This window comes from Duganella sp. AC237 (assembly GCF_979254035.1).
The window spans coordinates 1,683,781-1,710,422 of record NZ_CEEDEW010000003.1 but is presented as its reverse complement, the minus strand read 5'-3'; the positions used below and the strand labels follow the sequence as shown (position 1 = coordinate 1,710,422).

28 protein-coding genes are annotated in these 26,642 nt (G+C 63.0%); 17 read left to right on the top strand and 11 right to left on the bottom strand.

The window, feature by feature from the left end; genetic code table 11:
- Nucleotides 1-94 precede the first annotated feature (94 nt).
- The 4 genes from AC0IYS_RS07925 to AC0IYS_RS07910 all read left to right on the top strand — a co-directional run bounded on the left by AC0IYS_RS07925 (nt 95) and on the right by AC0IYS_RS07910 (nt 4,716).
- The gene (locus AC0IYS_RS07925; RefSeq protein WP_471704652.1) at nt 95-3,331 is read left to right on the top strand and encodes an EAL domain-containing protein; all 3,237 of its coding nucleotides are present in this window, start codon (nt 95-97) and stop codon (nt 3,329-3,331) included.
- A 39-nt stretch (nt 3,332-3,370) separates the two neighbouring features.
- Complete coding sequence (locus AC0IYS_RS07920) at nt 3,371-3,661, top strand: CopG family ribbon-helix-helix protein (protein ID WP_471704651.1); 291 nt, start codon at nt 3,371-3,373, stop codon at nt 3,659-3,661.
- The gene (locus AC0IYS_RS07915; RefSeq protein ID WP_471704650.1) at nt 3,649-3,945 is read left to right on the top strand and encodes a type II toxin-antitoxin system RelE/ParE family toxin; all 297 of its coding nucleotides are present in this window, start codon (nt 3,649-3,651) and stop codon (nt 3,943-3,945) included. Before AC0IYS_RS07920 ends, AC0IYS_RS07915 begins: the two co-directional genes overlap by 13 nt.
- A 285-nt stretch (nt 3,946-4,230) precedes the next feature.
- Nucleotides 4,231-4,716 carry a hypothetical protein gene (locus AC0IYS_RS07910; RefSeq protein ID WP_471704649.1) on the top strand — a complete coding sequence of 162 codons (486 nt, stop codon included), beginning with the start codon at nt 4,231-4,233 and terminating at the stop codon, nt 4,714-4,716.
- Here AC0IYS_RS07910 and AC0IYS_RS07905 read toward each other — a convergent pair whose 3' ends face one another.
- Nucleotides 4,717-5,976, bottom strand: a complete 1,260-nt coding sequence (locus AC0IYS_RS07905) for an MFS transporter (protein ID WP_471704648.1) — start codon at nt 5,974-5,976, stop codon at nt 4,717-4,719. It abuts the gene before it with no gap.
- Between the two features lie 118 nt (nt 5,977-6,094).
- Here AC0IYS_RS07905 and AC0IYS_RS07900 point away from each other — a divergent pair, with 118 nt between their 5' ends.
- Nucleotides 6,095-7,006 carry a LysR family transcriptional regulator gene (locus AC0IYS_RS07900; RefSeq protein WP_471704647.1) on the top strand — a complete coding sequence of 304 codons (912 nt, stop codon included), beginning with the start codon at nt 6,095-6,097 and terminating at the stop codon, nt 7,004-7,006.
- A gap of 65 nt (nt 7,007-7,071) precedes the next feature.
- On the opposite strand, the gene AC0IYS_RS07895 is transcribed toward AC0IYS_RS07900, so the two are convergent.
- The 4 genes from AC0IYS_RS07895 to AC0IYS_RS07880 are packed head-to-tail and all read right to left on the bottom strand — an operon-like array spanning nt 7,072 to nt 9,567.
- The gene (locus tag AC0IYS_RS07895; protein WP_471708820.1) at nt 7,072-7,944 is read right to left on the bottom strand and encodes a hypothetical protein; all 873 of its coding nucleotides are present in this window, start codon (nt 7,942-7,944) and stop codon (nt 7,072-7,074) included.
- Between the two features lie 26 nt (nt 7,945-7,970).
- Entirely contained in the window at nt 7,971-8,750 is a 780-nt protein-coding gene (locus AC0IYS_RS07890) for a hypothetical protein (protein WP_090315812.1), read from the bottom strand.
- Nucleotides 8,751-8,753: 3 nt separating this feature from the next.
- A complete protein-coding gene (locus AC0IYS_RS07885; RefSeq protein WP_471704646.1) occupies nt 8,754-9,251 on the bottom strand; it encodes a hypothetical protein in 498 nt (165 codons plus the stop codon).
- 22 nt (nt 9,252-9,273) lie between these two features.
- Nucleotides 9,274-9,567 (bottom strand): DnaJ domain-containing protein, encoded by a 294-nt coding sequence (locus tag AC0IYS_RS07880; protein WP_315220665.1) that lies wholly within the window; start codon nt 9,565-9,567, stop codon nt 9,274-9,276.
- A gap of 166 nt (nt 9,568-9,733) precedes the next feature.
- Between AC0IYS_RS07880 and AC0IYS_RS07875 the strand changes: the two genes are divergently transcribed.
- The 4 genes from AC0IYS_RS07875 (at nt 9,734) to AC0IYS_RS07860 (ending at nt 14,842) form a co-directional block, all read left to right on the top strand.
- Nucleotides 9,734-11,500: a glutamine--tRNA ligase/YqeY domain fusion protein gene (locus AC0IYS_RS07875; RefSeq protein ID WP_471704645.1), complete on the top strand. Its 1,767-nt coding sequence runs from the start codon at nt 9,734-9,736 to the stop codon at nt 11,498-11,500.
- A 207-nt stretch (nt 11,501-11,707) separates the two neighbouring features.
- Nucleotides 11,708-13,537: a CHASE domain-containing protein gene (locus AC0IYS_RS07870; RefSeq protein WP_471704644.1), complete on the top strand. Its 1,830-nt coding sequence runs from the start codon at nt 11,708-11,710 to the stop codon at nt 13,535-13,537.
- A gap of 160 nt (nt 13,538-13,697) precedes the next feature.
- Nucleotides 13,698-14,450 (top strand): glycine-rich domain-containing protein, encoded by a 753-nt coding sequence (locus AC0IYS_RS07865; protein ID WP_471704643.1) that lies wholly within the window; start codon nt 13,698-13,700, stop codon nt 14,448-14,450.
- A 191-nt stretch (nt 14,451-14,641) separates the two neighbouring features.
- Nucleotides 14,642-14,842, top strand: a complete 201-nt coding sequence (locus tag AC0IYS_RS07860) for a hypothetical protein (protein ID WP_471704642.1) — start codon at nt 14,642-14,644, stop codon at nt 14,840-14,842.
- Between the two features lie 95 nt (nt 14,843-14,937).
- On the opposite strand, the gene AC0IYS_RS07855 is transcribed toward AC0IYS_RS07860, so the two are convergent.
- Complete coding sequence (locus AC0IYS_RS07855) at nt 14,938-15,177, bottom strand: hypothetical protein (protein ID WP_008445950.1); 240 nt, start codon at nt 15,175-15,177, stop codon at nt 14,938-14,940.
- A 269-nt stretch (nt 15,178-15,446) separates the two neighbouring features.
- A complete protein-coding gene (locus tag AC0IYS_RS07850; RefSeq protein WP_471704641.1) occupies nt 15,447-15,692 on the bottom strand; it encodes a hypothetical protein in 246 nt (81 codons plus the stop codon).
- Nucleotides 15,693-15,974: 282 nt separating this feature from the next.
- Between AC0IYS_RS07850 and AC0IYS_RS07845 the strand changes: the two genes are divergently transcribed.
- Nucleotides 15,975-16,226: a hypothetical protein gene (locus AC0IYS_RS07845; protein WP_471704640.1), complete on the top strand. Its 252-nt coding sequence runs from the start codon at nt 15,975-15,977 to the stop codon at nt 16,224-16,226.
- Between the two features lie 45 nt (nt 16,227-16,271).
- Here AC0IYS_RS07845 and AC0IYS_RS07840 read toward each other — a convergent pair whose 3' ends face one another.
- Complete coding sequence (locus tag AC0IYS_RS07840) at nt 16,272-17,174, bottom strand: SDR family oxidoreductase (protein WP_471704639.1); 903 nt, start codon at nt 17,172-17,174, stop codon at nt 16,272-16,274.
- Nucleotides 17,175-17,186: 12 nt separating this feature from the next.
- Here AC0IYS_RS07840 and AC0IYS_RS07835 point away from each other — a divergent pair, with 12 nt between their 5' ends.
- From AC0IYS_RS07835 to AC0IYS_RS07820, 4 genes are all read left to right on the top strand, one after another.
- Complete coding sequence (locus AC0IYS_RS07835) at nt 17,187-18,215, top strand: CDP-6-deoxy-delta-3,4-glucoseen reductase (protein WP_471704638.1); 1,029 nt, start codon at nt 17,187-17,189, stop codon at nt 18,213-18,215.
- Nucleotides 18,216-18,278: 63 nt separating this feature from the next.
- Complete coding sequence (locus AC0IYS_RS07830) at nt 18,279-19,529, top strand: MFS transporter (RefSeq protein ID WP_471704637.1); 1,251 nt, start codon at nt 18,279-18,281, stop codon at nt 19,527-19,529.
- The gene (locus AC0IYS_RS07825) at nt 19,526-20,194 is read left to right on the top strand and encodes a DUF1345 domain-containing protein (protein WP_471704636.1); all 669 of its coding nucleotides are present in this window, start codon (nt 19,526-19,528) and stop codon (nt 20,192-20,194) included. Before AC0IYS_RS07830 ends, AC0IYS_RS07825 begins: the two co-directional genes overlap by 4 nt.
- 70 nt (nt 20,195-20,264) lie before the next feature.
- On the top strand, nt 20,265-20,636 hold the full coding sequence (locus AC0IYS_RS07820; RefSeq protein WP_363503703.1) for an HPF/RaiA family ribosome-associated protein: 372 nt from the start codon (nt 20,265-20,267) through the stop codon (nt 20,634-20,636).
- 157 nt (nt 20,637-20,793) lie between these two features.
- Here the strand turns inward: AC0IYS_RS07820 and AC0IYS_RS07815 are convergent, their stop codons facing one another.
- Nucleotides 20,794-21,573: a helical backbone metal receptor gene (locus tag AC0IYS_RS07815; RefSeq protein ID WP_471704635.1), complete on the bottom strand. Its 780-nt coding sequence runs from the start codon at nt 21,571-21,573 to the stop codon at nt 20,794-20,796.
- 153 nt (nt 21,574-21,726) lie between these two features.
- On the opposite strand from AC0IYS_RS07815, the gene AC0IYS_RS07810 reads away from it, so the two are divergent.
- Complete coding sequence (locus tag AC0IYS_RS07810; protein WP_471704634.1) at nt 21,727-22,707, top strand: GGDEF domain-containing protein; 981 nt, start codon at nt 21,727-21,729, stop codon at nt 22,705-22,707.
- Between the two features lie 15 nt (nt 22,708-22,722).
- Here the strand turns inward: AC0IYS_RS07810 and sbcB are convergent, their stop codons facing one another.
- A complete protein-coding gene (gene sbcB, locus AC0IYS_RS07805; RefSeq protein WP_471704633.1) occupies nt 22,723-24,165 on the bottom strand; it encodes an exodeoxyribonuclease I in 1,443 nt (480 codons plus the stop codon).
- 76 nt (nt 24,166-24,241) lie between these two features.
- Between sbcB and AC0IYS_RS07800 the strand changes: the two genes are divergently transcribed.
- A complete protein-coding gene (locus AC0IYS_RS07800; protein ID WP_471704632.1) occupies nt 24,242-24,820 on the top strand; it encodes a DUF5610 domain-containing protein in 579 nt (192 codons plus the stop codon).
- A 129-nt stretch (nt 24,821-24,949) separates the two neighbouring features.
- Here the strand turns inward: AC0IYS_RS07800 and pyrF are convergent, their stop codons facing one another.
- Nucleotides 24,950-25,771 carry an orotidine-5'-phosphate decarboxylase gene (pyrF, locus tag AC0IYS_RS07795; RefSeq protein WP_471704631.1) on the bottom strand — a complete coding sequence of 274 codons (822 nt, stop codon included), beginning with the start codon at nt 25,769-25,771 and terminating at the stop codon, nt 24,950-24,952.
- A 99-nt stretch (nt 25,772-25,870) separates the two neighbouring features.
- Between pyrF and AC0IYS_RS07790 the strand changes: the two genes are divergently transcribed.
- A complete protein-coding gene (locus tag AC0IYS_RS07790; RefSeq protein ID WP_315220628.1) occupies nt 25,871-26,632 on the top strand; it encodes an SDR family NAD(P)-dependent oxidoreductase in 762 nt (253 codons plus the stop codon).
- Nucleotides 26,633-26,642 lie beyond the last annotated feature (10 nt).

Below are 26,642 nucleotides of genomic sequence, written 5' to 3'. Positions count from 1 at the left end.
AATCGCCTTCACTTTCACATGGGCCAGCTGTGCTACGCAGGCCCAGCCGCATCTGTTAGTATTAATTAACAAAGCCCGCACCTCCAGAACGGACATGGACAGCCACCAGTATTCCGCACACCTCCGCAACACCGAACAGCAGCCGTTGGAGCAGTTTTTCGCCCATAGTCCTTATTTCGCTTTTTCGATCGACGAAGGCGGCAAGCTGCTGTGGCTCAACGGCCACACGCGCTCGGCCCTCGGCCCCGTCGCAGACGGGACGCAGGCCGCCGCGCTGTATGCGACCTGGTCGGTGCCCATGTTCAAGGACGAAGCGCTGCCGACGGCGCGCGCGCGCGGCTACTGGCGCGGCGAGCTCGAGCTTGTCGGCGCCGGCGGCGTGCCGCACATGGTCACGCAAACGGTCGAATGGCGCCGCGCCACGCCGCACCAGCCCGGACACTACCTGTGCCTGTCGTATCCGCTCGACGACTACGACGTGTTCGAGTCGCGGCTGCGCTTCAAGCACCTGTTCGAAGCCCACCCGCAACCGATGTGGGTGTATGACTTGCATACGCTGCAGTTCCTGGTCGTCAACGCCGCCGCCGTCGCCCACTACGGCTACACGGAGGCCGAATTCCTGCAGATGACGATCAAGGACATCCGTCCGCCCGAACAGCACGCACGGCTGGAAAGCAACCTGGCCAGCGCCCCGGTCAAGGGTGCCGAGCGCGCCGGCAGCTGGACCCACATCAAGCGCGACGGCAGCCATATCGAAGTGGAAATCTCGTCGCATTCGGTGACCATCGCCGGCCATCCGTCGCGCTTCGTCGTCGCGCACGACGTCACCGAACAATTGCGGATGGCGGCCGCGCTGCACGCCTCGCGCGAACTGAAGAACCTGGTCATCAACCAGATCCCGCACCAGATTTTCTGGAAGGGACTCGACGGCAACTACCTCGGCGGCAACCAAGTCTTCGCCCATGCGGCCGGGCTCGCCAGCACCACGCAAGTGCCCGGCAAGCGCGACGAGCAAATGCCGTGGGCGCACAACGCCGAGGCCATCCGCGCCGAGGATGCCGCCATCGTCGCCACCGGCCGGCCACAGCTGGACTACCAGGACCACATGACCCTGGCCGATGGCTCGGTGCACTGGTTCCTGATCAGCAAGCTGCCGTTCCACGACCAGTACGGCAACATCATCGGCGTGCTCGGCATGATCGAGGACATCACCGAGCGCAAACAAAACGAAATGATGCTGCAACTGCGGGGGCGCGCGCTCGACGCCAGCGTCAACGCCATCGTCATCACCGCGCACGGCGCGGACGGCGACGTGATCGACTACGCCAATCCCGCCTTCGCCCGGCTGTTCGGCCACAGCGGCGCCGAAGCCAATGGCCGGCGCCTGGAACTGATGCTCGGCCACGAGCAGCACAACGACGACGGCGAGGCCCTGCGCGCGGCTCTGCAGTCGCGCCAGGAGGTGACGTTGCTGATGGGCGCGCGCCATCGCGACGGCACCCCGCTGTGGACCCAGCTGCACCTGGCGCCGGTGCACACCGGCGCCGAGATCACCCACCACGTCTGCGTGCTGACCGACCTGACCGAAACCATCAACTACCAGGCACAGCTGGAGCACCAGGCCAGCCACGACGCGCTGACCGGCCTGCCCAACCGGGCGCTGTTCGGCGACCGCATGGCGCAGGCGATCAGCTACGCCCAGCGCTACGGCCACAGCGTGTGGGTCGCGTTCATCGACCTCGACAACTTCAAGCTGGTCAACGACAGCGAAGGCCACCAGGCCGGCGACGAGCTGCTGTGCACCATCGGCGCGCGCCTGAGCGCCTGCCTCGACACCAGCGACACCGTCGCCCGGCTCGGCGGCGACGAATTCCTGCTGCTGATGCCGGACGCCGACGGCCGCGCCATGTCCCTCCTGCTCGAGCAAGTGCTCGACGCCGTCGGCGCGCCGGTGGCGCTGGGCAAGCAGCTGTTCACCGTCACCTGCAGCATCGGCGTCAGCGTCTACCCCAACGACGGCGCCGAACCGCAGCAACTGCTCAAGCATGCCGACATCGCCATGTACCGCGCCAAGGAGGCCGGCCGCAACCAGATCCAGTTCTACGAGGCGGCCATGCACACCCGCATCGCCGAGCGCACGATGATCGAGGCCGAGCTGCGCCACGCGCTGCCGCGCAACGAGCTTAGTTTGCAGTACCAGCCCAAGGTGGATTTGCGCAGCGGCGCCGTGGTGGGCATGGAAGCGCTGCTGCGCTGGCGCCATCCGGCCATGGGCATGGTGTCGCCGGCGCGCTTCATCGGCGTGGCCGAGGAGACCGGCATGATCGTGGCGATCGGCCGCTGGGTGCTGCGCGCCGCCTGCGCGCAGAACAAGGCCTGGCAAGCGGCCGGGCTGACGCCGCTGCGGGTGGCCGTCAACCTCTCGGCGCGCCAGTTCCGCGATCCGGCGCTGGCCGGCGAGATCCTGGCGGCCCTGTCCGACAGCGGCCTGGAGGCGCAATACCTGGAGCTGGAGCTGACCGAGAGCCTGATGATGCACAACGTCGGCGAGGCGGTGGCGGTGGTCGAGCAGCTCAAGCGGCTCGGCATCGCGCTGTCGATCGACGACTTCGGCACCGGCTACTCGAGCCTGGCCTATCTGAAGCAGTTCCCGGTCGATTACCTGAAGATCGACCAATCCTTCACGCGCGAGATGCTGACCGAGCCGAAGGTGGCCGCGATCGTGCGCTCGGTGCTGGCGCTCGGCCACAGCCTGGGCTTCAAGGTGATCGCCGAAGGCGTCGAAACCGAGGCGCAGCTGGCCTACCTGCGGCGTCATGGCTGCGACGAGATGCAAGGCTACTTCTTCAGCCGGCCGCTGCCGCCGGACGACTTCGCCGAACTGCTGCGGCAGGAGCGTGGGCTGGCGCCGCAACCGAGCGTGGCGCCGCGGCCGCAGCAAACCTTGCTGCTGCTGGACGACGAACCGTCGATCCGCGCGTCGCTCAAGCGCCTGTTCCGGGTCGACGGCTACCATATCGTCAGCGCCGAGACGCCCGAGCAAGCGTTCGACCTGCTTGCCATGAATGAAGTGCAAGTGGTCATCAGCGACCAGCAGATGCCCGGCATGAACGGCACTGAATTCCTCAGCCGGGTCAAGAACCTGTACCCGGGCACGATACGCATCATCCTGTCCGGCTCCGCCGATCTGGAATCGGTGCTCAACGCCATCAACCGTGGCGAGATCTACCGCTTCTACACGAAGCCGTGGGACGACCAGACCTTGCGAGAAAACATACAGGAAGCTTTCGCATACCACCGGCTGCTGCATGCCGATCAGGGGAAGGTATGATAAGGTATTACTTATCACAAACGCACAGGGAGCGCTCTTATGGCCGCTACAATTGCCCGCCCCATGTCGGTCAAGCTTGACCCCGATACTCGCGCCCGTCTTGAGCAACTAGCGCAGTCGCGCCGCAGGACTCCGCACTGGATGCTTCGCGAGGCCGTCGCACAATATGTCGAGCGGGAGGAGAAGCGTGAAGCATTCAAACAGGATACGCTTAAGGCGTGGGAGGAGTATCAAACCTCCGGATTGCATGTCACAGCGGACGAGGCCGACGCTTGGCTGGCGCAGCTGGCCGATGGCAACGACATCGAACCACCTGAATGTCACGACTGATCTGGTCGCCCCGCGCGTTGCGTGACGTGCAGCGCCTTTACCGATTTCTGGCGAATAAAAATCCGGGCGCCGCGACACGCGCAGTGCACGCCGTCAGGCAAGGCGTCACGATGCTTGGGCATCGTCCAGAAATTGGGCGGCCCACTGAGGACATGGAGGAGGTGTTCCGGGAATGGTCAATTGATGTTGGCGACAGTGGCTATGTAGCGCGCTACCGAATTGACCCCGATACCAATACGGTCGTCATTTTAGCGGTACGTCACCAGAAAGAATCGGGCGGGTAAACGCGGCATAGCCGTGTGCGAAGCGCCGGATTAGACCATCGGGACCGCGCGGCGATACTTGCGATTGAGTTGCAATTAAGATAAATCGCGGCCAGCGGCGCGGCTACAATGCCGGCCATGAGAATACAACGCCAAAACCGTTGGTCCGGCCTACTTGTGACGGGTGTGGCGCACCTCGTGGTTCTTTACTTCCTTTTGCAAAGCCAGCTTGTGAAGGACGCCCCACGTGCGCGGCACGACGCGATTCAATGGTTGCTGCCTTTGCCGAAGGCGATAGCGCCGAGCGTGGAGAGACCGCCGGCGGCCCGTGTCAAAACGCCGACCGCCGCGCCTCGACAAATTTCCCCAGTTGCCAAATCCGCGTCGGCAGCGCCCATCGCGGCAAGCGCTAACGAAGCGGCGCCAACGCCAACGCCCTACGATCCCTTCGCACAAACACCGGCCGAGCCGCAGCCGCCCACCAACACCGCCAGCATGCTGGCGCAGGCCAGGCGCGACGCCGGCAAGATCGACAAGGAACTCCGCAAGACGTTTCCCATCGCCGAGGCGCTGCCGCCGCCCGACAGCAAGCAGGCCCGGCTGCAACGCGGCTTCGACGCCGCCCACGAGGCGGTCCCGCCAAAATGGTATCAAGCGGCCAGGATGGTGGAGCTGAGCACGCCGGACGGCGAGAACAAGACCCGTACCTACAAAATCGTCACCGCCCTGCTGACCTATTGCATCAACATCTATCCGGATGGCAGGAAGAGCTACACCGACTGCCCCCGCTGATTATTTTTCCGCCGCGCCCAGCGGCGCCAGACGGCGCAGCCGCAACGCCACCAGCATCGCCAGCGACAGCGCCAGGCCCAGCACCATCACCACGCCGGGCCAGCCGCCGCGGCCCCACATGACGCCGGTGGCCGAACCGATCACGCTCGAACCGAGGTAGTAGAAGAACAGGTACAGCGCCGACGCCAGCGCCTTGCTGGTTGTCGCGCGCCGGCCGACCCAGCTGCTGGCGACCGACTGCGTGGCGAAGAAACCGTAGGTGAACAGCGCCACGCCGGCCACGATCAGCGGCAGCCAGTTGGACAAGGTCAGCAGCAAGCCGACGATCATGATGGCCATCACCGCCCACAACACGTGGCGGCGGCCGAATCGATCGGCCAGGCGCCCGGCCCAGACCGAACTGTAGATCCCCAGCAGATACAGGAACGACACGGCGCCGACCAGGCTATGGTTCAAGCCGAACGGCGCGCCCAGCAGGCGATAGCCGATATAGTTGTACAGGCTGACGAACGCGCCCATCAGCAGGAAAGCCAGCGCGAACAGCCACGGCATGCCCCGATCGGAAAGATGCAGTTTGAAACCCGAGGCCATCGAGCGCAGGCCGCCGCCGGACGGCACGAAGTGACGCGAAGCCGGCAGGCTGCGCCAGAATTCCCACGCCGCCAGCACGCCGGCGACGCCCACCGCGCCCACCGCCAGGCGCCACGAAAAATGGTCGCTCAGCACAGAGGTGATGACCCGCCCCGCCATGCCGCCGAAAGCGCTGCCGCTGATGTACAGGCCCATCGACAGCCCGAGCGAGGTCGGCTCGATCTCCTCGCCAAGGTAAGCCATGGCAATGGCCGGCATGCCGCCCAGCGCGATGCCCAGCAGCGCGCGCATCGCCAGCAGTTGCGGATAGTTGTGGGCGAACGCGCACAGTATCGTCATCAGCGCGGCGATCGCCATCGCCGCTACCATCAGCGGCTTGCGGCCCAGGCGCTCGGACATGGCGCTCGACGCCACCAGCGACAAGGCCAGCGCGGCGGTCGATACCGACAGCACCATGCTGCTCTGCGCGGCGCTCAAGGCGAATTCGTGGGATAGCAAGGGCATCAGCGGCTGCACGCAGTACAGCAGCGCGAAACAGGAAAAGCCGCCGAAGAACATGGCGCGGTTGCTGCGTTTGAATTCGGCGCTGCCGGCGGCGATGCGTGGCGCCGGCCCGTAGGGCGTCGGCGCTACGGGTAAAGAGGATGCTGAAGCTATGCTTGAAGACATGTTGGTGTTCCGATGCAAATCTCGATGAATGCATCTTAGGATTGCACTGTACGACTGTCCAATATATATTTAATTCGTTAGTCATACTTTAAAAAGATAACAAAAAAGGAGCTTCGGCTTGGAACTACGTCATTTGCGCTACTTCGTCGCCGTCGCCGAGGAGCTGAGCTTTACCCGCGCGGCCGAGCGCCTGCACATCGGCCAGCCGCCGCTGAGCCATCAGATCCAGATGCTGGAAGCCGAAGTGGGCGCGCAGTTACTGGAGCGTAGCAAACGCTGGGTGCGCCTGACTGAGGCGGGAAAACTATTTCTGGACGATGCGCGGCGCGTGCTGGCGCTGTCGGAGCAGGCGGTGCAGACGGCGCGCCGTGCCGAGCGCGGCGAGGCCGGGGAATTGCGGGTCGGCTTCACGTTTTCTACGCCGCTGACGCCGCTGTTCGCGACCGTCATCAACCGCTACCGCCAGCGCTATCCCGGCGTTACCTTGACCCTGCACGAGCGATCGACCCTGGCGCAGATCAACGCGCTAGCCAGCCGCGAGCTCGATCTGGGGCTGGTGCGGCCGCCGGAGTCGGCACTGCCCGAGGCGGTGATGACGACCGAGTTGCGGCGCGATCCGCTGGTGATGGTGCTGCCGGAGGAGCATCCGCTGGCGGCCAGGGAAACGTTGCGGATCAGCGATCTGGAGGGGCAGCCGCTGGTGATGTATCCGAAGACGGCCGGCACCGGCATTCATCCGCAGATTTTCCGGCTGTGCCGCGCGGCGGGCTTCGAGCCGACCATCGCTATGGAAGCCGGCGAGGCGTCGACGATGGCGGGACTGGTGGCGGCGGGTTTCGGGATCGCGGTGCTGCCGAGTTCGTTCGACATCATCCGCTTGAGCGGGGTGCTGTACCGGCCGCTGGCCGACCAGGACGCCACCACGGCGCTGCTGCTGGCGCAGCGAAAAGATGAGATATCGCCGCTGGTGGCGGCGTTCAGGGCGATCGCGCTGGAGGCGGCGCTGGAAAATCAACCCCCCACCCCATGAGAGGGGTCGTACCCCGTACGGGGTACGACCCCGCGGCATCTCGGGTTGCGGGGTGCAGGTTGAACCTAGGAATAATCCGCATCCAGTTCGGACCCGGCATAATTCTCCAACTCGGCAAACAAGGTCTTCATCGCCGTGCGTCCCTTAATATGCTGGATCACGGTACAGGTCTGTCGATAACTCTCGATCCGGTCCAACAGCACCGGATGGTGCTGCACCGGCACCTTGGCCACCAGCGCCGCCCAGCCCTCCTCGTAATCGGGCTTGTTCTTGCGCACCGATTTGACGAAACGCTCGAACTCCTTCTGCCCGGTGCGCGCCACCACCCTGCCCCCGCCCTCGATGGCGAAGATGATCGCCAGCGCGATCACGCCCTCGGCGTTCAAATCCGTATCGCTGACCGGACCCTCGGTGTTGTGCCTGCGCAGCCAGCCGGCCAGGCGCACAATCGCCTGCACCTCCTTGCGCTGCTTCAGCATCACCGAATAGCGGTCGCCGCCGTTCCAGTTCTGGTTCGGGTCGGTCTGGCACAGCTCGATGAACAGGTCGCGCAAGCGGCGCGCCGAATACACCGGATCGGTATCGTACTCGCCGACCAGGGTATCCTCCGGCAACGCCGACAATTCCTTGATCATCCTGAAGCCGATCTGGAACGCGTGCTCCGCGCCGTGCTCGATCAGGTAGTCGAGCGCCGCCAGGTCCGTCTCGTTCGGAATCACGTGATCGAGTCCCAACGACACCCCGCCCACCGTCAACTGCAGCGCCTTCTGGATGCCCTCGGCGGTGCGGTCGTTGGTGAACTTTTCGGCCACCATCGCCGTGATGCCTGTCAGTTCATCGGCCAACGCATAGGCGGCATCATCGTCCGGATGGGTCGCCAGTTGCTGGATCGCGCGCGTCAGGCGCGGCAAATTCTCTACTACTAATGCTGGCAGCATCGCTTCGGCGTCCTTCGAAATTTCCATCAAGAGAAAATGCCGGTGCCGACGCTGCGGCGCGAACCGGCCTTGGCGCTGCGGGTCGACGGTACCTGCTTGCGCAAGCGGTACAGCAATTCCTTGGTCGAACGCTGCAGGAAGGTCGGCTCGTCGTCCGGGTCGTCGCTGAACTCGGCGTCGGCCAGGTCGGCGCTGTGGCGGAACTCCGGGAACAGCTCGAACAAGGAGCGGTCCCAGCCGTCTTCCGAGGCCTGCGCCAGCGCGATCGCCAGCGGCACGACGTCGTTGTCCGACGAGGTCTGGCCGGTCAGGTACGGGCCCTTGGCGATGATCTCGCCGGCCACTTCCAGGATTTCCTTCGGCGCCATCGAGAACAGGATGGCGAAGATGGTGGCGCCGTGGTCGGTCGCCGACGCGGCCTGCAGCAATTCGCTGCGGCGCTCCTCGTCGTCGGTCGAGAACACCACGCCGTGCACGTGCGCGAACAGCGATTCGGCGATGCGCTCCGGGTCGTCCTCGATCAGGTCGTCCTGCCAGGTCGCGGCGAAGAAGGCCAGGCTGTCGGCCCAGGCCTTGGGCGGCACCAGCAAGGTCGCCAGCGACATCTTGCCGCCGTCGAAGCCGGCCATGTGCAGCGCGGTCACTTGCGGCGGGATGTTGCTCAACACTTCCACCACCGCCAGGTCGCCGAACTGGTCGGCCGCTTCGGCGAAGGCTTGCTCGGCGTGGCCCAGCGAGCCGGCCAGCACCAGTTCGGTCACTTGCTTGCTCAGCGCGGGCAAATTGCTTTTGTTGTCGTCGGACATGGTTTAATCCTCCTTGTCGAACATTTGGGCGAAGTCGTCGGTCGCGTTGTCCTCGTCCTCGATATCGTCGCCGTCGTCGTTGGCCGACAGTTGTTCCAGCGATTGGTCGTCGTCGTCCCACTTGCGCGGATGCTTGAACAGGAAGGCGGTGATGATGGCCTGGCGCGCCAGTTCCGGCAGGTTTTCTTCCAGCGCCGCGTACATCTGTTGCGCCGCCTCGCCTTTGCACGAGGCCATCGCGAAGACGCGCGCCGGGTCGCCGAACTCGTAGTCCTGGGCTTCGGCCAGCAAGCCTTTCGGGTCGCTGAACTCGAGGTGGTCGACCAGGGCGAAGGCCAGCATATTGACATCCTCGATGCCGCCGCCGCTGGCGTACTCGGACACCAGCGCGTCGATCATGCGCTGGTAGTTCTTGCGGTCGGGCGGGTCGCCCAGAATGCCTTCGATCTGGCCTTCCAGTTCGCGCGATTGATAGGCGAATTCGGGGTGTACTTTTCTCATTGCTTGCTTTCGTTTTAATGTATTACGCTGGCGGCAGCACGGTGCCGTGCAGGTTGAAGACCGAGCGCCATAACTGGTACGCTTCCGCTTCGGAATCGATGATGATGCGGTGGTTGACGCTCTGGTTGTATTCCTCGCGCTTGACCGGATCGGACAGTATCTCGTAGGCCTTGGTGATGCTTTTGAAGCGCGCCTCGGCGCCGGGCGCCTGGTTGCGGTCCGGGTGGAAGCGCATCGCCAGCGAGCGGTATATCTTTTTGATCTCGTCTTCGGTGGCGTTGGGCGCGATCCCCAGCGTGTTGTAGTGATTTTCCATTTTGGAAACTCCGCGGCCATGTGCCGAAACAATTAAAGGCGAATTATACCCGTCGCACCAGCGCCCATCCCGGCCCGGCCGCCGCGACGCAGCATTTCCCCTCAGCCCACGGAGGGGATACGGTAAAATGCCCTTTACACGAACTCTTGCAAAGCCCACTTTTCAGATGAGCAACGATAAAAACAGCCCCGCACCCGCCCTGCCTTCGAATTTCCTGCGCGCGATCGTGGAACACGATCTGGCCGCCGGCGCCCACGTGCGCGAAGGCATGCCCAGCGTGATCACCCGCTTCCCGCCGGAGCCGAACGGCTACCTGCACATCGGCCACGCCAAGTCGATCTGCCTGAACTTCGGTTTGGCGCGCGACTACCAGGGCCGCTGCAACCTGCGCTTCGACGACACCAACCCGGCCAAGGAAGAGCAGGAATACGTCGACACCATCATCGACAGCGTCAAGTGGCTGGGGTTCGACTACGACTATCCGAAGGCCGACGGCGGCGTCGAGCACCACCTGCACTACGCCAGCGACTACTTCGACCAGCTGTACGCGATGGCCGAGTACCTGATCGGCAAGGGCTATGCCTACGTCGACAGCCAGTCGGCCGACGATATGGCGGCCAATCGCGGCAATTTCAACACGCCGGGCAAGAATTCGCCGTTCCGCGACCGTCCGCAAGAGGAATCGCTGCAAATCTTCCGCGACATGAAAGCCGGCAAATATGCCGACGGCGAGCACATCCTGCGCGCCAAGATCAGCGAGGACGCGATGTCGTCGCCGAACATGAACATGCGCGACCCGGCCATCTACCGCATCCGCCACGCCCACCACGTGCGCACCGGCGACGCCTGGTGCATTTACCCGATGTACGACTACACGCACCCGATCTCGGACGCGCTGGAAAACATCACGCATTCGCTGTGCACCCTGGAATTCCAGGATCACCGGCCGTTCTACGACTGGCTGCTGGAAACCCTGGCCGAGGGCGGATTCTTCAAGCTGCCGCTGCCGCGCCAGTACGAATTCTCGCGCCTGAACCTGACCTACGTGGTCACCAGCAAGCGCAAGCTGCGCCAGCTGGTCGAGGACGGCATCGTCAGCGGCTGGGACGATCCGCGCATGCCGACCATCGTCGGCCTGCGCCGGCGCGGCTACACGCCGGAAGCGATCCAGCTGTTCTGCGAGCGCATCGGCGTGACCAAGTCAGACGGCTGGATCGACATGAGCACGCTGGAAGGCTGCCTGCGCGAGGATCTCGATCCGAAGGCGCCGCGCGCCACCGCCGTGCTGCGCCCGCTCAAGCTGATCATCGACAACTATCCTGAAGGCCAGAGCGAGGAATGCACGTCGCCGGTCCACCCGCACCACCCGGAAATGGGCGTGCGCACCTTCCCGATCACGCGCGAGCTGTGGATCGAGGAAGAGGACTTCATGGAAGTGCCGAGCAAAGGCTATTTCCGCTACTACCCTCCGATCGACGACAAGCCGGGCAGCCGCGTGCGCCTGCGCCACGGCTACGTGACCGAATGCACCGGTGTCGACAAGGATGACAACGGCAAAGTCGTCGCTGTCCATGTCAATTACTTCCCGGACTCCAAGTCGGGTACGCCGGGCTCGGACAATTACAAGGTCAAGGGCAACATCCACTGGGTCTCCGCCGCCACCGCGCTGGAAGCCGAAGTGCGCCTGTTCGACCGCCTGTTCACCGATGCCCAGCCGGACGCCGGCGGCAAGGAATTCCTGTCGCTGCTCAATCCAAACGCCAAGGAAGTGGTGACCGCCTACCTTGAGCCGGGCATGAGCGCCGCCCTGCCCGACCAGCGCTTCCAGTTCGAACGGCACGGCTACTTTGTCGCCGACCGCGTCGACTCGAGCGCGGGCAAACCTGTGTTCAACCGCATCGTGACGCTAAAAGACAGCTTCGTCGCCAAATAACACGACGAAGCCCTGAGAAACCGGCGCCCTTCGCAAGGAGGCGCCGGTTTTTTCGTCCCCGCGCGCGGGCAACGCTCAGGATAAATGGCATTATTTATAAATTTACTTGACTAGCATTAGTAATATTTTCTATATTCAAGTAAAGTGGCGACCACTGAAGTTGCTTGAAAGGCAATCGCAATGGAGGTACTTCTCGCGCAGCGACAAATGTTTTCCCCGCCAAAATCCGTCTGGTGGGCGGGGGTCATGCTGTCCCTGGGCGTGGGCGCGCTGTGCTATGTGGCCGCCTATAAAATGGTCGAATACGACGCCGGCGAGCGCTTCATGCACCAGGCGCGCAACGCCCAGTACCACATCAGCTCGCGCATCGACACCTATGCCGACGTGCTGCGCGCCACGGCCAGCTACTTCGACGCCAGCGGCAAGGTCGAGCGCGAAGACTTCCACCGCTTCGTGCGCGGACTGAAACTGGCGACCCAGTTTCCCGCGCTGGTCAGCATCAATTACGCGGAGTACATCACCGAAGCGCAGCGCGGGGATTTCGAAAAGGTCGCGCGCCGCAGCGGCGACGGCACCGCCAACGGCTATCCCGACTACGTGATCCAGCCGACCGGCCGCCGCGCCGACTATTCCGTCATCACCATGATCGAGCCGATCGCGGCGTTCCGCTGGCGGGTCGGTCTCGATATCACGCACAAGCCGGCGGTGGCCCAGGCGCTGGCCAACGCGCGCGACACCGGCGACATCAGCACCTCCGGCAAGCAGATCGACATGGACAGCTTCGGCCAGGGCGGCGGCATGGCGATCCGGCTGCCGCTGTACCACAAGGATATGCCGCTGACCACCACCCGGGAGCGCCGCGCCGCCTACCGGGGTTCGGTCGGGATCGGCTTCAGCGTGCCGCGCCTGGTGCAACTGGCGATGGACCAGATGCAAGTGCGCGACGTGCGCCTGCGCCTGTACGACGGCGGCGAAAGCAACGACCGCTCCTCGGCCGCGTCGGCCCCCTCCCTGTTGTTCGACAACAAGGTCAACGGCGGCGAGAACGTGCGCTCGGCCGACCAGTTCGGCATAGTGCTGCCGCTGACGTTCAACGGCCGCCAGTGGCATGCCCACTTCAGCGCGCCCAAGGCAGCCTGGTCCAGCCGCTTCGACCTGTTCCTGCCGTGGCTGGCCATGTTGAGCGGTTTTATCGGCTCGCTGCTGTTCTACCTGCTGATCCACACGCTGTCGTCGTCGCGCATGCGGGCGATCAAGATGGCCAAAGTCATGACCAAGGAATTGCGCGACAGCCAGGCCAAGCTGCAGCAATCGCACCACAAGCTGCGCCGGCTGGCCGCGCACGCGGACCAGATCAAGGAGCAGGAGCGCAAGCGCATCGCGCGCGAAATCCATGACGACCTCGGCCAGAACCTGCTGGTGCTGCGCATCGAGGCGGACATGCTGGCCACCCGTACCCGCCACCGCCATCCGCGCCTGCACGCCCGCGCGAAAAGCACGCTCAGCCAGATCGACAGCACCATCAAAAGCGTGCGCCATATCATCAACGACCTGCGGCCGAACGTGCTGGACCTGGGCCTGAACGCCGCCGTCGAATGGCAGATCGCCCAGTTCCGCCAGCGCTCCGGCATGGTGTGCGAGCTGATCGAACACCAGCGCGACATCCGCATCGACGACCATTGCGCCACCGCCTTCTTCCGCGTGCTGCAGGAATCGCTGAGCAACATCGTCCAGCACGCGCACGCCAGCCTGGTCCGGGTGGAATTGCGGCAGGCCGGCGGCATGCTGAGCATGACCATCACCGACAATGGGGTCGGCATGCGGGCGAGCAATCGCAACAAGGTCGGTTCGTTCGGCCTGGTCGGCATCGAGGAGCGCATCAGCCTGCTCGGAGGCGTGTGCTCCATCATCGGCAGTCCCAACGCCGGCACCACGGTCGCCATCTCGGTGCCGATCGACCACGTCCCACCGCCTTCCAACGACGATCTGACCGACATCAACGACACCGGCCACTTGACCGCCAACGTCATCGCTTGACCCCTTCCGGTTTACCCCGTCGCTGGCTAGGAGAAGTCAGCGGATTGTAGGAATTTCCTCAGAAACATTGATAAATATCAAACGTGACGAGCCAAAGTTAAGCAAAAATCAATTGCTTCGTAACGTTTTTTTAACCCGTATCAATCAAGAGGAGATGTCCATGAACGTCATCAACGCCCTGGATCTGGACCCAATCAAGGTCAAGCTGATGCATAAAGAATCCGGCGAAGGTTGGTCGCTGGAACATGTTAACGCTATCGAGCTGGAATACCGCCGCTTCCTGACGCTGATGAAAAAATACCCCCACGAACAGACCGCGCCGCTGGTCGACGTGGACACGTTCTGGCACTACCATATTCTCGATACGATGAAATACGCCGCCGATTGCGAGGCCGTGTTCGGCTACTTCCTGCACCATTTCCCATACGTCGGCATGCGCGGTGAGGAAGACGAAGCGGCGCTGGCGCGCATCGGGCAGCGCATGAAGGAATTGTACGAAGCGGAATTCGGCGAGGACTATGTGCGTCCGGCAAAGCGTGCTTTCGAAGGCGCGACCCAAGCCAACGCCTTCTGCGGTTCGCCCGAAATGCAGGCCAACGCATTCTGCGGCTCGCCCGAGAAACAAGCAAACGCCTTCTGCGGCTCGCCAGAAAAGCACGCCAACGCCTTCTGCGGCTCGCCAGAAAAGCAAGCAAATGCCTTCTGTGGCTCGCCTGAAATACAAGCCAACGCCTTCTGCGGCTCGCCGGAAAAGCAGGCGAACGCCTTCTGCGGTTCCCCAGAGAAACAAGCGAACGCGTTTTGCGGCTCTCCTGAAGAGAAAGTCGCTTTTTGCGGCAGCCCGGAAAAGGCAATAGCCGCCAAGGTCCCGAACCAGCCTGGCCTGTTCAGCGGCCGTCCGACCCTGAGCTAAAAAGCCACCGGCGGCCGGAGCACCAAGCGTGATCTGAACCAGGTAGGGCGGATTAGCGAAGCGTAATCCGCCATCTCCGGTCCGCCAACAACCTACGCGCTGCCGGCGTTGCCATCAACATAAGCAACACCAACCGGCGGCATGATTAAAAAAGTGGCATACTCTGAACTCCAACGTCCCGGGAGCTCATCATGGCCATCAATTCAGTCGCCTCAAACAGCGCCGCAGTCCAATCAACGCCGCCACCGCGCCAGGCGGAGCCGGTCCAGGCCGCGCCCAAGCCTGCCGAGCAAGCGGCGCCACCGCCACCGCCGCCTCAGCAGGCAGCAACCGCGCCCACCGTCAACAGCAACGGCCAGCGCATCGGCACGACGATCAGTACGTCAGCGTAAAAGAACCCCGGCGGGGCCGATCAAAACCGGACCCACCTAAGACAACGGCGCGTTACCGTGAGGTGCGCGCCGTTGTCTTTTTTGTTGGTCGCCTATCAGGCCGCCATCAGTTCGCGCAGCTCGCGGATGCTGAAATCGCTGATCTCGTGCATACGGATCAGGATGGTTGCACCAATCGGGAGGGTATTGTGGCGAATTTTGCTGATGACTGGAGGTGCCACTTCCAGGGCGCGCGACAACGCAGCATCGTTTTTCAGTTGCAGCTTTTCGATGATGGCGTCGAGGACGCGGTTCGGATTGTAGGTCGGGGAGGCGGTGATTTCTTTGATAGACATAATGTTTAAGTAGGTTCGTGGCCGCTTTCGCAAAAAAACGACACATGGGTAAATAAAATTTTTAGCTCAATTACCAGTGAAGCACTACAAAACGCGAACTTTTATGCCGGTTTTTAGTGCCTAGCCGCGATAATACACGTTTTTGTTAACGAACGGCTAACCCGAGCCATTTTTGTGTGAGATTTTGATAGATTTTACACCCATTTCTTATGCTAGGAAGAAATTTGTTGCAAGAAAGGGTATAAAACATTGTAAAGTTTTGTAGCAACTCAGTTAGAGCGGCTGAGGCCGGAGGCCAGAAAACACCATTCGACGGCCATCAAGGCGGCCAGTTGCGCAATGGTGCTTGGCAGGAAAATGGTCGACGCCGACCCGAAACCCGGATTGCTGGACGAGCAGCCCCAGCCCAGTTGCCGGCGAATTTCTTCGGGCGTTGGCGGAGGACGGCGGGCGCACTCACGCAGCTGCATGTAAGCACGGACCTGCTCTTTCGTCGGATGCAAAGTGGCTGGCATACGCGAGCTCCTCTTAGTAATAACAACGATATCGCATCAAGCCCTGCTTTGTTTGATGCGCGTCAAGCAAGTCATCTTAATAGTTTGACACAGAAAGCTGACATAGGGCTTGCACTGGTATAAGTCTCCCTATCTTTTTACACCTTTTCGCCGGGCAACTACAAGCGGCACACAGCTACTATGTGCGGGTAGCAACGCTCGACATGATCTGGTCGTTTAAAATGACGTTTTTCCCGCCTCCGGCCGGACCGACAACCGCAATTCAACAACACTAAGGCGCTCATGACCTACGAAGAATTCCTCGATGAGGTAACCACCCTGCTGCACGAGATCTACGACCTCGACGATGCGGCGGCGATCAAGCTGGTGGTTGACGCCCAGGACGCCGATTATTTTGTCGCGCACGACGACAAAGAAGAGATGCGCACGCTGGAACAGGCGAAGAAAGACGCCACCGCGCTCTACGAAGCGAAACAGAACCGCAATCAGACGCAACGCAAGCAGCAGTTGCGCAAGGTCCAGCAAAAGAAATAAACGGTAACCGGGCGGCCCGCCTTACACTCCTGCCGCCCGCCACCATCACATGTGCGCCAGCATTCCCGCCACCGTCGGATAGCGCAGCCGCACGCCCAATTCCCGCTTGATGCGTCCATTGCTCAGCCTGCGCGATTCGGACATGAACGACAGCAGCGCCGGCGTGATCACCTGTTGCAATTCCGCACGCGGCAAACGCGGCGGCCGTTGCATGCCGAAAGCGTCCGCCACCGCGTCGAAGTACTCCGCCATCTTCATGTCGCTGTCGTCCACCGCATGGTAGGTACGGTTTGGCAAGCCACCAAACAGCGCGCTGACGATGATCGTGGCCAGGTCGTCGGCATGGATATGGTTGGTATAAACGTCCTCGGCGGCCAGCAAGGCCGGCGTACCCTGTTGCAAGCGCTTGATCGGCAGCCGCTCGGCCCCATAAATCCCCGGCACGCGCAGGATGGACAAGTTCGAACCGGCACGCACCGCCCAACGCCGCAGCACGCCCTCCGCGTCGACACGGCGCGTGGCCCGGGGGTTGCGCGGCGCCACCGGACGGCTCTCGTCAAACAACGCGCCGCCACAGTCGCCGTACACCCCCGTGGTGCTGACATAAACCATGCGGCCTTGCTCAGGTAAAATGGCGGTCAGGTTACGCGTTCGCCGGTCCAGCGCGCCCTCGGCGGGCGGCGGCGCCAGGTGCACCACGTATTGCGCCAGTCCGGCCAGGCGCCGCAGGCTGGCGGGATGGTCGAGATCGGCCACCAGCGGCACGGCGCCCAGCGCGCGCAGTTCGGCGCGCCGCTCGGGCTGGCTGGTGGTGGCGAACACGCGGAAATGGCGCCGCAGCAGCGGCACCAGGCGCATGCCGACGTCGCCGCAGCCGACGATCAAAAGACGCGGCCGGTTGAATGCCTGGGAATGGTGTTTGTGATTGATTAGCTTGATGTTTTTCATCTGAAGGATTGTATGACGTTTCAAATTACTGTACAGCCTAGCGGCCACCAATTCAGCTGCGAGGAAGACGAAACCGTCCTGGCGGCCGCCATCCGCGCCGGCGTCGGCTTGCCCTACGGCTGCAAGAACGGCGCCTGCAGTTCCTGCCGCGGCAAGGTCCTGTCGGGCTCGGTGACGCACAAGGCCCACCAGGAACGCGCGCTGAGCAAGGAAGACGAAGCGGCCGGCTACTCGCTGTTCTGCTGCGCCACCGCGCACGCAGACCTGGTGATCGAGGCGCGCGAAGTAGCCGGCAGCGACGACTATCCTATCCGCAAGATGCCATCGCGCGTCGCGACCCTGGAAAAAGTGGCGCCGGACGTGGTCGTCATGACCTTGCAATTGCCGGCCAACGAGACGCTGAAATTCCGCGCCGGCCAGTATATCGAATTCATGCTGCGCGACGGCAAGCGCCGCAGCTACAGCCTGGCGTCGCCGCCGGACCAGGACCAGCCGCTGGCCCTGCACATCCGCCACCTGCCGGGCGGCCTGTTCACCGACCAGGTGTTCACCACGATGAAGGAGCGCGACATCCTGCGCTTCGAAGGCCCGATGGGCACCTTCTTCGTGCGCGAGGATACCGACAAGCCGATGGTGCTGCTGGCCTCCGGCACCGGCTTCGCGCCGATCAAGGCCATCGTCGAGCACCTGCGCGCGCAGGACTCGCAGCGCCAGATGACGCTGTACTGGGGCGGGCGCCGGCCGCAGGACCTCTACATGGACGCGCTGTGCCGCCAGTGGGAAGCGATCCTGCCCAACTTCACCTACGTGCCGGTGATCTCGGCCGCGCTGCCGGAAGACAACTGGAGCGGCCGCACCGGCTACGTGCACGCGGCCGTCATGGCCGACCTGCCCGACCTGTCCGGCCACCAGGTGTACGCCTGCGGCGCGCCGGTGATGGTCGACTCGGCCAAGCAGGACTTTGTCGCGCAATGCCGCCTGCCGGAGGAGGAATTCTACGCCGACGCCTTCACTACAGAAGCCGACATCAACAAACCGTAACAGCATCCAACCGGGAGCGGACTGGGATGCGGAGTCCCAGGACCCCGCTCCCAGAAAGCCCCAATGTCCGACAGTTCCGCCCCTTCAAGCGCTGGCAATGGCTTCAGCGTTCTGCGTCACCGCAACTTCGCCCTCTACCTCAGCGCCCGCACCCTCGCCACCCTTGCCGTCCAGATGCAAAACGTCGCCATCGGCTGGCAGGTGTATTCGATGACGCACAATCTGTTCGACCTCGGCCTGATCGGCCTGGCGCAGTTCGCGCCCTTCCTGCTGCTGATCCTGATCGCCGGCCACGCCGCCGACCGCTACGACCGCCGCAACCTGATCGCCATCGCGCTCGCCGCCCAGCTGCTGTGCGGCCTGACCTTGCTGGCCTTTACCATGGCCGGCCTCAGTACCGTGTGGCCCGTGTTTGCCGTGCTGGTGCTGTTCGGCAGCGCGCGCGCCTTCATGGGGCCGGCCACGCAGGCGATCCTGGTCAACCTGGTGCCGCCGGAAAGCTTCAGCAAGGCCGTCGCGCTGAGCTCGTCGAGCTTCCACGTGGCCGTGATCCTCGGGCCGACCCTGGGCGGCCTGTTCTATCTGGCCGGGCCGAAAACGGTATATATCATTTCCTCGGCGCTACTGGTGGCCGCCGTGGTCATGATGTGCATGGTCAAATCGGTCAAGCAGCCGAGCAACCGCGAACCGGCCACCTGGCACACGGTGCTCGAGGGCCTGCGCTTCGTGCGCTCGCGGCCCGTGGTGCTGGGCGCCATCTCGCTCGACCTGTTCGCGGTGCTGTTCGGCGGCGCCACCGCGCTGCTGCCGGCGCTGGCCCACGACGTGCTGCACGTCGGCCCGACCGGCCTGGGCATGCTGCGCACCGCGCCGGGCGCCGGCGCCGCGCTGTGCTCGATCGCACTGGCCTTCTTCCCGATCACGCGCCGGGTCGGCATGTGGATGTTCGGCGGCGTGGCCGTGTTCGGCATCGGTACGCTGGTGCTGGGCGCCACCTCCACCTTCATTGTCGCGCTGGTGGCCTTGTTCCTGATGGGCGCCGGCGACATGATCAGCGTCTACGTGCGCCACCTGCTGGTGCAATACGAAACGCCGGACGCGATACGCGGACGCGTGAGCGCCGTCAACTCGGTGTTCATCGGCGCCTCCAACGAACTGGGCGAGTTCGAATCGGGCGTCACCGCCGGCTGGATGGGGCTGACGCGCGCCATCCTGTTCGGCGGCGCCGCCACCCTGGCCGTGACGGGACTGTGGGCCTGGCTGTTCCCGGTCCTGTCGCGCATGGACCGCTTCCCGCACGAGGATAAAAAATGACGCTCCTGTCGAAGTTCCTGCCCAAGATCGCACACAGCCGCCCGCACCTGACCCTGGCCGTCGTGATCGGGGCGGTGGTGCTGCCCTTGCTGCCCGGCCACTGGCGCTGGCTCAGCCGCGTACTGACCGCGTGGGATGTGACGGTCTGGATCTACCTGGCGACGATGGGCTGGATGATGCTGCGCGCCGACCAGCACGACATCAAACGCGCCGCCTGCCGCCAGGACGAGAAGGGGCCGGTGATCCTGGCGACCTTGTCGATCGCCGTGATGATCAGCCTGGCCGCCATCGTTTCGCAGCTGACCACGCTCAAGGACGCCCCGCATGCCGATCTGGCGATGCACTACGGCTTCGTCGTGCTGACGTTGACGGGCTCCTGGTTCATGGTGGGCGTGATGTTCTGCTCCCATTATGCGCACCTGTATTACACCCACCCCGGCGGCGAGCCGGCGCTCGGCTTCCCGGACCGCCACCTGAAGCCGAACTATTGGGACTTCCTGTATTTCTCGTTCACGATCTCGGTGGCGGTGCAGACCTCGGACGTGACGGTGCGCTGCCGGCGCCTGCGCAAGGTGGTGCTGGGCCAATCGGTGCTGTGCTTCTTCTACAACCTGGCGATTCTCGGTCTTTCCATCAATATTGCAGCGTCTCTCATCAACGGTTAGCTACTTAACGAGAACCTAAGGCAAAAAGGAGTAATATGGATTCGCAGTTCAACAACACAGGAGCAAGCATATGCAGATCAATATTAATTCCGACAAAACCATCGATCGCAACGCAGGTCTGGACGAGCATGTGCAATCAGTCGTGAGCAACGCGCTGCATCGCTTTGGTGAGCAGATCACCAGCGTGGAAGTGCACTTGAGCGACAACGTGGGTCAAAAATCAGTGGATGGCGACAACCGCGTCCTGATGGAAGCCCGGGTTACCGGATACAAGCCGATCGCCGTGAGCGATCACGCCGCCACCTTGCACCAGTCGATCGGCGGCGCCGCCGACAAACTCAAACGCGCGCTCGACAGCGCCCTGGGCCGCCTGCACGACAAGGACAAGCGCCACGCGGCCGATCCGGTCGTGGCCACGGCCGATACGGACGAAGACGAGTAATTCGGGCTTCGTACCGAGTAGCCCTCGAGGAGACACGTAGGGCGGATTAGCGCAGCGTAATCCGCCATGCATGCGCCGTCGGCGGCTCAACGATGGCGGATTACGCGCTTCGCGCTAATCCGCCCTACGTAGTTCAGATTGGTTCACAGTGCATCGGCTATGCCTGGCTTAGCTCGCGCAAATACCGCAGCCCCTGCACCGACCGGCTGCCATACCACGACATCATTTCCCCATCGACCAGCAGCACCGGTTTGCCCAGCTGCTTTTCCAGCGCAAACGCATGAGCCTCCGTGAATCGATACGGTTCGCTCGACAGCAGCACGCCGTCGACGCCGGCCACCAGCTCCGAAGACCACGCGAATTGCGGATACCGCACCTCGCCCAGATCCGGCACGCTCCAGCCGATCTCCTCGAGCATGCGCGCGATGTAGGTGTCGCGCGAAATCGTCATCCACGGGTCCTGCCAGATGCAGTACAACATCGTCTGCGGCGGCCCTTTCGGCGCAGCCTGCAACAACGCATATTCCGCCTCGAAGGCCGCGCACCAGCGCTCCGCCGCCTCGACTTTGCCGAACACGCCTCCCATCAAACGCGCCAGCGCCAGGTTATCGCGCGGCCGCATCGGATGGGTCACGACGATATTGGGAATAAACTCAGCCAAGGCCTCGACGGTCGGCTTTTCGTTCTCGTCGATGTTGACCACCAGATGCGTCGGCGCCAGCTTGCGTATCTTTTCAATGTTGACATCCTTGGTGCCACCCACCTTGGGAATGGCTTGCACAACATCGGCCGGATGGATGCAGAAACCGGTGCGTCCCACCAGCTGCTGCGCCAACCCGAGATCGCACAGCAGCTCGGTAATCGACGGCACCAGCGAGACGATGCGCGTATTCGGTTCCGCCGGGTGCTCGGTGCCGAGCGCATCGATATAAGTCATAAGGTTTTCCGTCTTGATAGCAATGGCAATATTGAAGCACTCCACACCACAACGCGCAACAACTACGTGACCCGGCCCCCTCGTTTGGGTATGATGTTTGAGTGTCATAAGAATGCCTGCCAGCACAAATCGCTGCGCCATTGAAAGATTATCTTGAAACAAATCAGCACCTTCGGCGCCTCCAGCCACCAGATCGGCGACTTGCAGTTGTTACGCAACGCGAATGACGACGCCGCCATCGCCAAATTGCTGGCGCACTGCCCCGTCATGCGGCTGGAAGCGGACGAAGCGGTCACGGACTCGAGCAAGGCGCGGCTCTACATTGTGCTGCGCGGCGCGCTGTCGGTGGCCACCGACACCCGCACCGGCATGGCCGACGGCACGGTCAGCAAGATCCTGCCGGGCGAAAGCGTGGGCGAGCAATCGGTGCTCGACGAGGAAGCCAATTTGTCGAGCATCACCGCGCTGGAGGAAAGCGACGTGCTGGTGATCGAAGCGGAAATCGTCTGGCAATTGATCGACGAATCGAACGTGCTGGCGCGCAATCTGCTGCGCCTGTTGTCGTTCCGCATACGCGCCGCCAACGCGCAGTTGCGCCGGCGCCAGAAACTGGGCGAGTTCTACCGTCAGCTATCGATGATCGACGGCCTGACGGGCCTGTACAACCGCGCCTGGCTCAACGATTTGCTGCCGACGATGATCACCACCGCGCACGGCTCGAATTCGCCGCTGGCGCTGATCATGATCGATCTGGACCACTTTAAACGTTTCAATGACAGCCATGGCCACCTGGCCGGCGACCAGGCGCTGCGCTCGGCCGCGCAGGTGCTCAGCGGCGCGCTGCGCCCGACCGATTTCGCCGTGCGCTACGGCGGCGAGGAAATGATGGTGCTGCTGCCGGACACGCAGCGCAAGGTAGCGCTGGCGGTCGCCGAACGCTTGTGCGAGCGGATGCAGCAAGCGGTGGTGTTCAGCGACATGCGCGCGCCGCTGCCGCACATCACCGCCTCGTTCGGCGTCGCGATATTGCAGCCCCACCAGAACGAACAAGACCTGATCGCCGCCGCCGACGCCGCGCTGTACCGTGCCAAGGAGCTGGGCCGCAATCAGGTGGTGCAGGAAGAGCTGGCGTAATCCGCCAGGCTCCGCCTACTGCGCCGGAGCGATCAACTCCACGTACTCGTAGAGCTCGGCCAGAATCTGCTCGGCCCGCTCATCCGCATCCTGCTGCAGGTGATCGATCTCGCCGAAGAACTGATCGATGCTGCGCGCACCGCCGGCCCCATCGTAAAACCGCGCCGCCCGATGCTGCTCCCAATGCTCCATCTCCGGCTCCGACAAAGTCTCCGGGAAATTGCGTGCGCGATACCGGAACAGCAATTCCACCAGGCGCGGATCGTCGAACGAAGGCGAAGCGACCGCCAACTTCGCCGGCGCCTCCTTGCGCAGGGACTCCAGCAGACGGCGATCTTCCTTGCCGATAAAACCGTTATACAAATCCTCGTCGACATCGAGTTCCGCGCCGGGCGGACGATAAAACACTTGCTCCCACTCGATATCCATATTGCGTCCGGCGGCAGCCAGCGCGGCGAACGCCTTGCCCTGCTCCAGATCGATACCCCACTGCGCGGCCATGGCCGGCGAGAGCGTCTTCAGGTTGGACACCAGCATCGGCGATTTGTTCAGATGGATGCTCTTGACCGGCAAACGCGACATGCCTTCCGGCAGCGCATCGGCGCGCGTGAAGATGCGGGTGCGGATCGTGTCCGCATCCAGCGTGAACAACTCGGTCGGATCGTAGGTGCAATCCCAGACGATGACTTCGTTCTTGTTGGTCGGATGCGTCGCCAGCGGCCACACCAGCGCGATGCAGCCGCGCTCGGCCGGGAACATGCCCGAGACGTGCAGGAACGGCGCGCGCAGCTGCGGCGCCAGATGCATGCCGATCTCGTCGGCCACGCGGTCCTTCTTGTGCAGCGCGAAGCAAAAGTCGAACAGTTTCGGCTGTTTCTGCTTGATCAGGCGCGCCAGCGCGATGGTGGCGCGCACGTCGGACAGCGCGTCGTGCGCCGCCTCGTGCAGCAGGCCGTTGGCCTTGGCCAAATCTTCCAGGCGGAAGCTGGGCTTGCCGTCGGCCTTCTTCGGCCACTCGATGCCTTCCGGACGCAGCGCATAGGTCATCCGCACCACATCCAGCAGGTCCCAGCGGCCGCACTGGTTCTGCCATTCGCGCGCGTACGGGTCGATCAGGTTGCGCCAGAACATGAAGCGGGTGATTTCATCGTCGAAACGGATCGTGTTGTAACCGACGCCGACGGTGCCCGGCTTGGAAAACGCCTGCTCGATGGTGGCGGCGAACTGATGCTCGGGCACGCCCCATTCCAGGCACTGCTGCGGCGTGATGCCGGTGATCAGGCAAGATTGCGGATCAGGCAAGAAGTCATTGGCTGGCTTGCAATACAACATGATCGGATCGCCGATCTCGTTGAGGTCGGCGTCGGTGCGGATCGCGGCGAATTGCGCCGGGCGGTCGCGACGCGTCTGCGCGCCAAAAGTTTCGTAGTCGTGCCAGAGAAAAGTCTGTGTGGTCATAGAGGCGCATTCAGGGGTGCTACAGTTATTCTAAAAACTGCCGATAATTCAATGGTATTCCAACCGGAGCAACATCATGGCTACTCCCGTCTCAGTCACATCAGGCAGCACGGCCGCCAAGGCCGCACCACTCCAGGCGAAGGACGTCCAGGCCAAGGACGAGAGCACGATGTCGGTCGGCGCCAAGGCCAAGGCGCAACTCAACGCTTCCATCGTACAAGCTTCTTTGACGGTATCGTTGAAATCTTCCAACGACCCGATGTCGGTCGTGCTGAAAACGGCGCTGACCGGCATCGACGAGGCGCTCAAGGACCAGTTCGGCGACAACGCCATCCAGAACGCCGTGTCGCAGGACAATACCCCGGAAGGCACCGCGAGCCGCATTGTATCGTTGTCGACGGCATTTTACGACGCGTTCAAGCAGCAGAACCCCGGTGTGGATGAGGAGACCTTGCTCAACAAGTTCGTCGACACCCTGAAAAAGGGTGTCGACCAGGGCTTCGGCGAAGCGCGCGACGTGCTGGAGGGATTGAAGGTGTTGGGTGGCGAGGTCGCCGGCAACATCGACAAGACCTACGAATTGGTGCAGAAAGGGTTTGAGGATTTCATCGCCTCGCGCCTGGCGAAGCCGGCCGAGGAACCAGTAACCACGTAAAAAACCGTAGGGCGGATTAGGCGGAACGCCGTAATCCGCCATTGCATGCGTCTCGGCGGCGCACGCAATGGCGGATTACGCTGCGCTAATCCGCCCTACGTGTCTCCCCGAACTGCACGCTCCATGGCCTCAACCGCGATGCAAATTGATCGCGTCCCGCGTCTCCAGCGCCACGCGGCGCGCTTCGGCCGCAAAATCCTCACCCGCCTGCGGGGCCGCATACAAAATCGCGCGCGACGAGTTGATCATCATGCCGGCGCCAGCCGCCGTCTTACCGGACTTGACCGTGGCCGCGATGTCGCCGCCCTGGGCGCCGATACCCGGCACAAGCAATGGCATATCGCCAACGATCGCCCTCACCTGCGCCAGTTCCTCGGGGAAGGTCGCGCCCACCACCAGCGCGCATTGACCGTTGGCATTCCACTTTTCCGCCACCAGCCGCGCCACGTGCTGATACAGCGGCTTGCCGTCGACGTTCAGGAACTGCAGATCCGAACCGCCCGCATTCGAGGTACGGCACAGCACGATAATGCCGCGATCGGCCCACTCCATATACGGCTCCACCGAATCCGAACCCATATACGGGCTGACGGTGACGGCGTCGGCGCCGTAGCGGTCGTACGCTTCGCGGGCATACTGGCGCGCCGTGGCGCCGATGTCGCCGCGCTTGGCGTCCAGGATCACGGGGATATGCGGATAGTTCTCGCGCGCATAGGCGCAGATTTTTTCCAGCTGGTCTTCCGCGCTGAGCGCCGCGAAATAAGCGATCTGCGGCTTGAACGAGCAGGCCAGGTCGGCTGTCGCGTCGATGATCTCGCGGCAGAAATGATAAATACCTTGCGGGTCGTTCTGGAACTGGACCGGCAGCTTGGCCATGTCCGGGTCCAGGCCCACGCACAGCAGGGAGTCGTTGGCCGTCCACGCGGCAGACAATTTGTTGATGAAATTCACGACGCACCTTTTAATCTGTTGCAAACCCTCTATTGTAACGCGCCCCCACCGGGCTGTTAGAATTTGCGCTCCATCCCAGAACGCTCAGAAAGCACTCCTATGAAATTATCCCAAAAAGTCGCGATCGTGACCGGCGCCACCCAAGGCATAGGCTTGGCGTGCGCCCAACGCCTGATCACCGAAGGCGCGAAAGTCATGCTGGTCGATATCAAACCGGAGGGCGAGCAAGCCGCCGCCGCGTTGGGCGAACAGGCCCGCTTCTTCGCCGCCGACGTCAGCCAGAAGGCCGATGTGGACGCGCTGGTCGCCGCCACCATGGCCGCTTTTGGCCGTATCGACATTTTGATCAACAACGCCGGCGTCACCCACGCCGCCGACTTCCTCGACGTCACCGAGGACGATTTCGACCGTGTCATGCGCATCAACCTGAAATCGATGTTCCTGTGCGGCCAGGCGGTCGCGCGCGAGATGGTCAAGCAGCAAAGCGGCTGCATCATCAACATGTCCAGCGTCAACGCCGAATTGGCGATCCCGAACCAGGTGCCGTATGTGGTATCCAAGGGCGCGATCAATCAGTTGACCAAGGTAATGTCGCTCAACCTGATCCCGCACGGCATCCGCGTCAACGGCATCGGTCCCGGCACCATCCTGACGGAACTGGCAAAGAAGGCAGTGATGTCCAGCCCGGAAGCGCGCAACACCATTTTGTCGCGCACGCCGATGGGCCGCTGCGGCGAGCCGGAGGAAGTCGCATCGATCGCCGCCTTCCTCGCCAGCGACGACGCCAGCTATATGACCGGGCAAACCCTGTATGTGGACGGCGGCCGGCTGGCCCTGAATTACACCGTTCCCGTCAAATAAATGGCGATAA

Coding starts and splice junctions, on each gene's coding strand:
- AC0IYS_RS07925 (WP_471704652.1), top strand. CDS start 95: ATGGACAGCCACCAGTATTCCGCACACCTCCGCAACACCGAACAGCAG.
- AC0IYS_RS07920 (WP_471704651.1), top strand. CDS start 3,371: ATGGCCGCTACAATTGCCCGCCCCATGTCGGTCAAGCTTGACCCCGAT.
- AC0IYS_RS07915 (WP_471704650.1), top strand. CDS start 3,649: ATGTCACGACTGATCTGGTCGCCCCGCGCGTTGCGTGACGTGCAGCGC.
- AC0IYS_RS07905 (WP_471704648.1), bottom strand. CDS start 5,976: ATGTCTTCAAGCATAGCTTCAGCATCCTCTTTACCCGTAGCGCCGACG.
- AC0IYS_RS07895 (WP_471708820.1), bottom strand. CDS start 7,944: ATGCTGCCAGCATTAGTAGTAGAGAATTTGCCGCGCCTGACGCGCGCG.
- AC0IYS_RS07890 (WP_090315812.1), bottom strand. CDS start 8,750: ATGTCCGACGACAACAAAAGCAATTTGCCCGCGCTGAGCAAGCAAGTG.
- AC0IYS_RS07885 (WP_471704646.1), bottom strand. CDS start 9,251: ATGAGAAAAGTACACCCCGAATTCGCCTATCAATCGCGCGAACTGGAA.
- AC0IYS_RS07880 (WP_315220665.1), bottom strand. CDS start 9,567: ATGGAAAATCACTACAACACGCTGGGGATCGCGCCCAACGCCACCGAA.
- AC0IYS_RS07875 (WP_471704645.1), top strand. CDS start 9,734: ATGAGCAACGATAAAAACAGCCCCGCACCCGCCCTGCCTTCGAATTTC.
- AC0IYS_RS07870 (WP_471704644.1), top strand. CDS start 11,708: ATGTTTTCCCCGCCAAAATCCGTCTGGTGGGCGGGGGTCATGCTGTCC.
- AC0IYS_RS07865 (WP_471704643.1), top strand. CDS start 13,698: ATGAACGTCATCAACGCCCTGGATCTGGACCCAATCAAGGTCAAGCTG.
- AC0IYS_RS07860 (WP_471704642.1), top strand. CDS start 14,642: ATGGCCATCAATTCAGTCGCCTCAAACAGCGCCGCAGTCCAATCAACG.
- AC0IYS_RS07855 (WP_008445950.1), bottom strand. CDS start 15,177: ATGTCTATCAAAGAAATCACCGCCTCCCCGACCTACAATCCGAACCGC.
- AC0IYS_RS07850 (WP_471704641.1), bottom strand. CDS start 15,692: ATGCCAGCCACTTTGCATCCGACGAAAGAGCAGGTCCGTGCTTACATG.
- AC0IYS_RS07845 (WP_471704640.1), top strand. CDS start 15,975: ATGACCTACGAAGAATTCCTCGATGAGGTAACCACCCTGCTGCACGAG.
- AC0IYS_RS07840 (WP_471704639.1), bottom strand. CDS start 17,174: ATGAAAAACATCAAGCTAATCAATCACAAACACCATTCCCAGGCATTC.
- AC0IYS_RS07835 (WP_471704638.1), top strand. CDS start 17,187: ATGACGTTTCAAATTACTGTACAGCCTAGCGGCCACCAATTCAGCTGC.
- AC0IYS_RS07830 (WP_471704637.1), top strand. CDS start 18,279: ATGTCCGACAGTTCCGCCCCTTCAAGCGCTGGCAATGGCTTCAGCGTT.
- AC0IYS_RS07825 (WP_471704636.1), top strand. CDS start 19,526: ATGACGCTCCTGTCGAAGTTCCTGCCCAAGATCGCACACAGCCGCCCG.
- AC0IYS_RS07820 (WP_363503703.1), top strand. CDS start 20,265: ATGCAGATCAATATTAATTCCGACAAAACCATCGATCGCAACGCAGGT.
- AC0IYS_RS07815 (WP_471704635.1), bottom strand. CDS start 21,573: ATGACTTATATCGATGCGCTCGGCACCGAGCACCCGGCGGAACCGAAT.
- sbcB (WP_471704633.1), bottom strand. CDS start 24,165: ATGACCACACAGACTTTTCTCTGGCACGACTACGAAACTTTTGGCGCG.
- AC0IYS_RS07800 (WP_471704632.1), top strand. CDS start 24,242: ATGGCTACTCCCGTCTCAGTCACATCAGGCAGCACGGCCGCCAAGGCC.
- AC0IYS_RS07790 (WP_315220628.1), top strand. CDS start 25,871: ATGAAATTATCCCAAAAAGTCGCGATCGTGACCGGCGCCACCCAAGGC.